Origin of the sequence: Streptomyces sp. SID10853 (genome assembly GCF_010548145.1) — a bacterium.
GTDB lineage: Bacteria > Actinomycetota > Actinomycetes > Streptomycetales > Streptomycetaceae > Streptomyces.
On the sequence record NZ_JAAGLN010000285.1, the window covers coordinates 1 to 8,232 of the forward strand.

7 protein-coding genes and 1 pseudogene are annotated in these 8,232 nt (G+C 71.0%); 3 read left to right on the plus strand and 5 right to left on the minus strand.

What is annotated here, in order from left to right:
• The 4 genes and pseudogenes from G3I19_RS32180 to G3I19_RS32195 all read right to left on the minus strand — a co-directional run.
• A pseudogene (locus G3I19_RS32180) lies at positions 1–444 on the minus strand (hypothetical protein); the annotation flags it as partial.
• 132 nt (positions 445–576) lie between these two features.
• Positions 577–1,557, minus strand: a complete 981-nt coding sequence (locus G3I19_RS32185; RefSeq protein ID WP_164267252.1) for an ABC transporter substrate-binding protein — start codon at positions 1,555–1,557, stop codon at positions 577–579.
• Positions 1,558–1,650: 93 nt separating this feature from the next.
• Positions 1,651–2,322, minus strand: coding sequence for an ABC transporter permease (locus G3I19_RS32190; protein ID WP_164267253.1), 672 nt, complete (start codon positions 2,320–2,322; stop codon positions 1,651–1,653).
• Positions 2,323–2,324: 2 nt separating this feature from the next.
• Positions 2,325–3,026, minus strand: coding sequence for an ABC transporter permease (locus tag G3I19_RS32195; RefSeq protein ID WP_164267254.1), 702 nt, complete (start codon positions 3,024–3,026; stop codon positions 2,325–2,327).
• A gap of 233 nt (positions 3,027–3,259) precedes the next feature.
• Here G3I19_RS32195 and G3I19_RS32200 point away from each other — a divergent pair, with 233 nt between their 5' ends.
• Entirely contained in the window at positions 3,260–4,405 is a 1,146-nt protein-coding gene (locus G3I19_RS32200; protein ID WP_164267255.1) for an ATP-binding cassette domain-containing protein, read from the plus strand.
• On the opposite strand, the gene G3I19_RS32205 is transcribed toward G3I19_RS32200, so the two are convergent.
• The gene (locus G3I19_RS32205) at positions 4,392–5,504 is read right to left on the minus strand and encodes an alpha/beta hydrolase-fold protein (protein WP_164267256.1); all 1,113 of its coding nucleotides are present in this window, start codon (positions 5,502–5,504) and stop codon (positions 4,392–4,394) included. The genes G3I19_RS32200 and G3I19_RS32205 overlap by 14 nt on opposite strands.
• 182 nt (positions 5,505–5,686) lie before the next feature.
• Between G3I19_RS32205 and G3I19_RS32210 the strand changes: the two genes are divergently transcribed.
• Both G3I19_RS32210 and folP read left to right on the plus strand, forming a co-directional pair.
• A complete protein-coding gene (locus G3I19_RS32210) occupies positions 5,687–7,486 on the plus strand; it encodes a phosphatidylglycerol lysyltransferase domain-containing protein (protein WP_164267257.1) in 1,800 nt (599 codons plus the stop codon).
• Between the two features lie 147 nt (positions 7,487–7,633).
• On the plus strand, positions 7,634–8,232 hold a 599-nt coding region (gene folP / locus G3I19_RS32215), incomplete at its 3' end, for a dihydropteroate synthase (RefSeq protein ID WP_164267258.1).

Here is an 8,232-nt window from a genome sequence, read left to right on the forward strand (position 1 = left end):
CGCCAGGAGCCTGCGGCCCTCCAGCGCGCCGGCCCGCTCGGTCTCGGCGGTCGCGTACCGGCGCAGCAGTGCGGCGTGCTCGCCGCGCAGCCCGGCCAGCTCGGCCCGCTTGGCCCGCAGCTTCGTCTCCAGCTTGACGCGCAGCGCGCGCGACTCCTCCAGATCGCCCTCCAGTTCGGCGGTGCGCTCCTCGGCCCGCCACTCCTCCGCGGCCCGTGACCGGGTCAGCTCGGCGACCCTGCGGCCGGCCACCCGGTCCCAGTTGCGCATGAGGACCGCACCGGTCACCGCGGCGGCCGCCGCGGCCGCGACCAGGCAGCGCAGCACCAGGGGATCCGCGAACAGCCAGGCACCGGCGGCGAGAAGAAGCGAAGCACCGGCTACGGCCGAGGGCTGGAGAAGCCGGTGCAGGGGTGGGGAATGGCGGTGGCGTCCACGTGGCATGGCCCGAAATTTACCGTGCGCGTGAGCCGAATGGATGACCGCACCGGGATTTGTTCCCCAGCGGTTACCTCGAACCGTTACCCCGGCGCCTGCCGCCATTCCCCCTTGCCGCCATTCCCTCCGGGGAACCGGCTAGTTGATCAAGCTCTTCGACTTCAGATAGTCCTTCGCGACATCGTCGGGCTTCGCGCGCTCGGAGTCGACCTTGCGGTTCAGCTGGACGAGATCGGCGGTCGTCAGCGTCGATGTGAGCTTGCCGAGGGCGGCCGCGATCTCGGGGCTGCCCGCGTGCTTGGCATTCACGACCGGCAGCAGATTGTCCGCGTTCTGGAGCTTCTTGTCGTCCTGGAGCAGGACCAGGCCGTAGGTGTCGAGCGTCGCGTCGGTCGTGGTGGTGAGCACCAGCTGGTCGGTGCCGTCCTTGACCGCCTGCTTGGCCTGCGGGGTACCGACGCCCTTGGGGTCGATGCCGGTGACGTCAATGCCGTACTTCGACTTCAGGCCCGGTGCGCAGAACGGCCTGACGGTGCATTCGTCACCCGCCGCGATCTTGACCTTCGCCTTCGACTTCCCCAGATCGGAAAGCGTCTTGAGCTTGTTCTTGGCGGCGAATTCCTTGGTCACGGCGAAGGCGTTCTGGTCGACCGCCCGGCCCGCGGGAAGCACCTTCAGGCCGCGCGGCCCGGCGAGCTTCTGCAGAGCCGCGACCGTCGCGGCGACATCACCGGAGGCGACGGGCTTCTTCTCGGCCGCCTTGGCGCCGTTCGTCTTGGCGTTGAGGAATTCGGCGAGGGTGGCCGCGTATTCCGGTACGACGTCGATCTGACCCTTCTCCAGCGAGGGTTCGTACAGCTCGCGGTTGTTCACCGAGGTGACCGACGTCTTGTATCCGGCGTTGGCCAGCACCTGGCTGTACAGCGCGGCGAGCACCTTCGACTCGGTGAAGCCGGCCGCGCCGACGACGAGCGAGCCCTTCTTCCCCGAGCCGGCCGCGGCACTCGATCCGCCACCGTCCTTGTCCTTCTCCAGGCTGTCCCCGCCGCACGCCGCGAGGGAGCCCGTCAGAGCCACCACGCCGAGCACCGCGCCCGCTATTCGCGAGGTTTTGATCATGAGGTCCACTCCAAGTGACAGGTGGTTGACAAACGTTCGGGACGGAGGGCGACAGCCGCCCGCCCGCGGACTCGGACCGGCGGCCGGCCGTCCTCAGGCCGCCGCCTTGCGCCGCGGGTCGAGCAGCCGGTCGGCCGCCACCAGCAGCCCCTCGACCACGAGGGCCAGTGCGGCGACGAGCAGCGCGCCCGCCACCACCTGTGCGGTGTCGTACGTGTTGAACCCGGCGGTGATGATCCGGCCGAGGCCGCCCCCGCCGGTCATCGCGGCCAGGGTCGCCGTGGCGATCACCTGGACCGCGGCCGACCTGAGCCCGGTCATGATCAGCGGATAGGCGAGCGGCAGCTCGACCCGCAGGAAGAGCTGCCCCCCGGACATCCCCATCCCCCGGGCCGCCTCCACCACCGACCGGTCCACCTCGCGCATGCCCGTGTACGCGTTGGTCAGCAGCGGCGGCACGGCGAACAGCACCAGGGCGATCACGGTCGGCAGGTCGCCGTGCGAGCGCAGCGGGGTCAGCAGCAGCAGGGCGAGCACGGCGAACGTCGGTATCGCCCGCCCGGCGTTGGAGATGTTCACGGCCAGCGCGCCGCCCCTGCCGATGTGCCCCAGCCGGAGAGCGACCGGCAGCGCGATGAGGCACGCCACCGCGAACGCGATCCCGCTGACCGTCAGATGCTCGGCCAGCCGGTGCTCGGCGCCGCTCTCCCCCGACCAGTTGGACCCCGTCGTCAGCCAGGTCCAGGCATCCGTCAACTCGCCCATGGTCAGCCCGCCTCAGCCGTCCGGACCGCCCGCGGCGTCCGTATTCGGGTCCAGGGCGTGAGCAGCCGCTGCACGCCGAGCAGCATCAGATCGGCCAGGACGGCCAGCAGGACGCAGAGCACCGACGCGGTCAGCACCTGCGCCTTGAAGAGGGTCGGCAGCGCGTCCGAGATGAGATTGCCGAGGCCGCCCTTGCCGACGATCGAGCCGACCGTCGTCAGCGCGACCGTGGAGACCGTGGCGATGCGCACCCCCGCGAACAGCGCGGGCAGCGCCAGCGGCAGCTCGACCTCCCAGAGCAGTCTGACCGGTCCGTATCCCATCCCCCGCGCCGCCTCTCTGGCGTCCTCGGGCACGGCGGCGAGACCCGCCAGGAGATTCCGTACGAGGATGGTCAGCGAATAGAGCACGAGACCGGTGACCACCAGGGCTGCCGAGAGGCCGAACCACGGCAGCAGCAGCGAGAACATCGCCAGTGACGGCACCGTGTAGAGCACGGTGGTCAGCCCGAGCACCGGCCCCGCGAAGAGCCGCCCGCGGCGGGCCAGCAGCGCCAGCGGGACGGCCACCACGAGACCGATCGCCACCGATACGGCGGTGATCCAGATGTGCTGGACGGTCGCGTCGGTCAGCTCCTGGCTGCGGGATGTGACGTAGTCCCAGCAGAGCCAGTCGTTCCTCGCCATGCAGTTCTGCCCGCTCACCGCACCCCGCCTCCCGGCCCCCGCCGTGCTCCGGCCTTTCCGGTCCCCACCGGTCCGGTCCCCATCGGTCTGCCCGACGCCGGTCTGCCCGGCGCCGTCCTGCTCGACGCCGGTCTTCCCGGCATCGGTCTGCTCAACTCAGTGGCGACCCTATCCCCGGCCACTGACAATGCCGGGATCCGTCGCACTGCAGCAACATGGCCTTCACAACCGGCCCGTCACAATGGGGAATCATGATCCGATTCGAAAACGTCACCAAGCGGTACGCCGACGGCACGACCGCCGTCGACAACCTCTCCTTCGAGGTCGCCGAAGGTGAACTGGTCACGCTCGTCGGCCCGTCCGGCTGCGGCAAGACCACCACGATGAAGATGGTCAACCGGCTCATCGAGCCGACCGACGGCCGGATATATGTCGGTGGGGACGACATATCCGCCACCGACCCCGTCGAACTGCGCCGCCGTATCGGCTATGTGATCCAGCAGGTCGGCCTCTTCCCGCACAAGACGGTCCTGGACAACACCGCGACGGTCCCGCACCTGCTGGGCGTCAAGCGCGCCACCGCCCGCGCCCGCGCCGCCGAGCTGCTCGAACTCGTGGGTCTCGACCCGTCCGTCCACGGCGGCCGCTATCCCGAGCAGCTCTCCGGCGGACAGCGCCAACGGGTCGGCGTGGCAAGGGCGTTGGCGGCCGACCCGCCCGTCCTGCTGATGGACGAGCCGTTCGGCGCGGTCGACCCGGTGGTGCGCGAACACCTGCAGAACGAGTTCCTCGCGCTCCAGAAGTCCGTGCGCAAGACCGTCCTCTTCGTCACCCACGACATCGAGGAGGCGGTACGGCTCGGCGACCGCATCGCGGTGTACGGGCAGGGCACGATCGAGCAGTTCGACGCCCCGGCAGCGGTGCTCGGCGCCCCGGCCACGCCCTATGTGGCGGACTTCGTCGGCGCCGACCGCGGCCTGAAGCGGCTCTCCGTCACCCCGATCGAGCCGGGCGATCTGGAACAGCCCCCGGTGGTGCACCTCGACGACCCGCTGCCCGCCGAGCTGCCCGGCTGGGCGGTCGTCCTGGACCGGGAGGAGAGGCTGCACGGCTGGATCTCCGCGGAGCACGCGGCGACGGCCAAGGGCACTGTGGGCGAGCACGCCAGGCGGATGGAGGCCCGGCTGCCCGTCGGGGCCTCGCTCAGGCAGGCGTTCGCCACCATGCTCCAGCACGACGCGGGGTGGATCGCGGTGACCGACGAGGACACCGCCGGACGCTTCCTGGGCGTACTGACCCCGGCCCGGCTGCACGAGGCGCTGCGCCGCTCCACCGCCGCCGACGCCCGGGACATCCCGCGCGACGAGGTGGAGCTGGAGACCGTCAGCGGCCGGTGAGCCGCCCGCTCAGCCACTCCATGCCCGCGGGGATCTCGCGGCGCCAGGTGTTGAAGTTGTGCCCACCGCTGGTCAGGGTGATCGACGAGAGCCGGGTGGGCGGCTTCACCTTGTCGATGAACCGCATCGTGCTGCGGTAGTTCCCCTCGCCCTTCCGGCTGGTGGTGACCAGCAGCGAGGTGGCCGGGGCCGGCCGGTGGTCCAGGCTCCACAGCAGGTCGGCGCGGTGCCGCTCCAGATGATCGCCCTGGAAGAGGTCGCCGGTCGTCGGGTCCTCGGCCGCCCGGTAGTAAGCGGAGAGCCCCGCTCCGGCCCCGTAGACGCCCGGGTGATGGACCGCCAGTTTCAGTGCGCAGTAACCACCCGTCGAGTCCCCGATGGAGCCCCAGTTCCGCGGCCCGGGGCCGACCCGGTACGCGGCCCTGACGGCACCCGGGAGGTCCTTCGCGAAGAACGCCTCGCTCTGCGGCCCGCCCTTTATGTCCACGCACTCGGTGTCACGCGGCGGTGCCACCGTCGGCCGCAGCATCACCAGCACCATCGGCCGCATCTTCCCGGCCTTCAGCTGGTCGAACTCGGTCCTCGGATAGTGCAGACCGTGGATCAGGTTCTCCGCGGTGCCCGGATATCCGGTGAGCACGACAGCAGCGGGGAAGGTTCGCTTCATGTACGCCTGCTGGAAATACTGCGGGGGCAGATAGACGTAGGCGGAGCTGGCTATCTTCGACGTACGGCCCTGGATCACGACCTTCTGTATCTGCCCGGCGACGGCCGGCTTGGTGCCGCCGGGCACATCCAGGCCGGTCCGCTTCACGACCCGGACGTCACGGCTGCCCGCGTCGTGGTCGACGACCACACCCGGGGTCTGCTCCTGGCCGAAGAGATCGGCCCATGACCCGTAGAAGAGGAAGGAGTTGTTGGCCAGCAGCCCCACCGTGGCGAAGACCGCCACCTGGGTCGCGAGGAACAGACCGATCCGGCCCGCCACCGCACGGCCGCTGCGCCGCGCGAGCCGCGGCCAGAGCCAGATCGTCGCGGCGAACAGGACGACGGCCAGCAGGGCGGCGAGCGCCAGAACCTTGTGACTGGTGAGACCCATGGGGAGCCGAGCTTTCTGCGGAGAGATTTTTCCGGGACGGATGAACCCGCACCCCGTAATCGCCGTCCTAGAGGACACAAAATGTCCGGATGCTGCGCCGACTTCGGCGATCGGCGGACAGAGAACCTCTTGTGGAGCCGTGGGAAGCGATGTCTGTGCCGGTAGATGGGGAAAAGTCGGTAATGGTTCCGAAGAGTGTCCGACGGATCTTCCGGGGCCCCCGCCCCGAGACCGTCCCGTCCCTGGTCGGTACGGCCTGTACGGTCGTCGGTCTGCTCGACATCGCCGGCGGGGCCTTCCCCCGGTTCCGGCACAGCCGGATGCATACGGTCGCCGAGGTGCTGCCCGGGGCGCTGGGGCCGTTCACCGCGGCCCTCGCGCTCTGCGCCGGGGTGCTCCTGCTGCTCCTCGCCCATGGCCTCAAACGCCGTAAACGCAGGGCCTGGCGGGCGGCCGTGGTGCTGCTTCCGATCGGCGCCGTGGCGCAGTTCGGCTACCGGCACTCGATCGTCGGGGCGCTGATCTCGCTGGTGCTGCTGACCCTCGTCGTACGCCACCGCACCGAGTTCGAGGCGCTGCCCGACCCGCGCAGCCGGTGGAAAGCGCTCGCCAACTTCGTGGTGCTCGGCGCCGGATCTCTGGGCCTCGGCCTGATCATCGTCAGCGTCCACCCCGGCCGGGTCGTCGGCAGCCCCAGCATCGCCGACCGTCTGCAGCACGTGCTGTTCGGTCTTTTCGGCTTCGAGGGCCCGGTCGAGTACCAGGGCAACACCTCCTGGACCGTCGCCTACTCGCTGGGCGCCCTGGGACTGCTCACCGCCGTCACCACCATCTACCTGGCCTTCCGGCCCGAACACCCGGCGGCGCGCCTCACCGACGAGGACGAGAAACAGCTGCGGGCCCTGCTCGCGAAACACGGCGGGCGCGACTCCCTCGGCCACTTCGCTCTCCGCCGCGACAAGGGCGTCGTCTTCTCACCGAGCGGCAAGGCGGCCGTCTGCTACCGGGTCGTCTCCGGGGTGATGCTGGCCAGCGGCGACCCCATCGGCGACGTCGAGGCGTGGCCCGGCGCGATCGAACGCTTCATGGACGAGGCCAAGCTGCACTCCTGGACCCCCGCGGTGATGGGCTGCAGCGAGACCGGCGGCGAGGTCTGGACCCGCGAGACCGGGCTCGACGCGCTGGAACTCGGGGACGAGGCGGTGGTGGATGTCGTGGATTTCTCCCTCGCCGGGCGGGCGATGCGCAACGTACGCCAGATGGTGAAGCGCATCGAGCGCGGTGGCTACGAGACGCGGGTCCGGCGCGTCCGTGATGTGAGCGAGGCCGAGCTGGAGCGGATCAGGGGCGCGGCGGCGGCCTGGCGGGGTACGGACACCGAGCGCGGCTTCTCGATGGCGCTCGGCCGGATCGGCGACCCGGGCGACGGGGACTGCGTCATCGCCACCGCCCACAAGGCCGAGGGGCCCGAGTCCCCGTTCGGCGACCTGAAGGCGATCATCCACTTCGTGCCGTGGGGCAAGGACGGGATGTCGCTGGAGCTGATGCGCCGCGACCGCGCCGCCGACCCCGGGATGAACGAGCTGCTGATCGTCGCGGCCCTGGAGGCGTCCCCCGGGCTGGGCGTCGAGCGGGTCTCCCTCAACTTCGCGATGTTCCGCTCGGCGCTGGCCCGCGGCGAGAAGATCGGCGCGGGCCCGGTCCTGCGGGGCTGGCGCGGACTGCTGGTCTTCCTCTCCCGCTGGTTCCAGATCGAGTCGCTGTACAAGTTCAACGCCAAGTTCCGGCCGCGCTGGGAGCCGCGCTTCGTGGTCTTCCGCAACACCGGCGACCTGCCGCGCATCGGTTTCGCCGCGATGCAGGCCGAGGGCTTCGTCAATCTGGGCCTGCCGTGGCCGTTCGCACGGCGCGAGCGGGTGGCCGAGCCGCCGTGCACCCCGCTCACGGGCGCGGCGGGCGAGGGCGGGGCTCGGGTGGCGTAACGCACCCGGCGGGCGCCGGGCCGGCCCCCGGCCGCCCGGCCCGGCGCGGCCGGAAGGCCCCGGGCCTGTCCGGCCGATCAGGTCGCAGACGCGGAGCCCGGCGCCTTCCCGCGACCTGATCCACCGGACAGCGCCTAGGCTGGGGGCATGAGTACGTTGCACGGGCGGGGCCGGGTGGCAGGGCTGCCGGAGTGGGACCGCTGCGCGGTCATGGGCGTCGTCAATGTGACGCCCGACTCCTTCTCCGACGGAGGCCGCTGGTTCGACACCGCGGCCGCCGTCAAGCACGGCCTCGATCTGGTGGCGCAGGGCGCCGACCTGGTCGACGTGGGCGGTGAGTCGACCCGCCCCGGCGCCAGCCGTGTCGACGCCGACGAGGAACTGCGCCGCGTCGTCCCGGTCGTACGGGGGCTGGCATCCGAAGGTGTCACCGTCTCCGTCGACACCATGCGCGCGGTCGTCGCCGAGCAGGCCGTCGAGGCCGGCGCCGTCCTGGTGAACGACGTCAGCGGCGGGCTCGCCGACCCCGCCATGGTCCCGGTGGTCGCCGCCGCCGGGGCGCCTTTCGTGGTGATGCACTGGCGCGGGTTCAGCGAGTCGATGGCCGGACGCGCGGTCTACGGGGACGTGGTCGCCGAAGTCGTCACCGAGCTGCGTGCCCGGCTGGACGCGGCGGTCGCCGGGGGAATCGCACCCGAGCGCATCGTCGTCGACCCCGGCCTCGGCGTCGCCAAGGACGCCGGGCA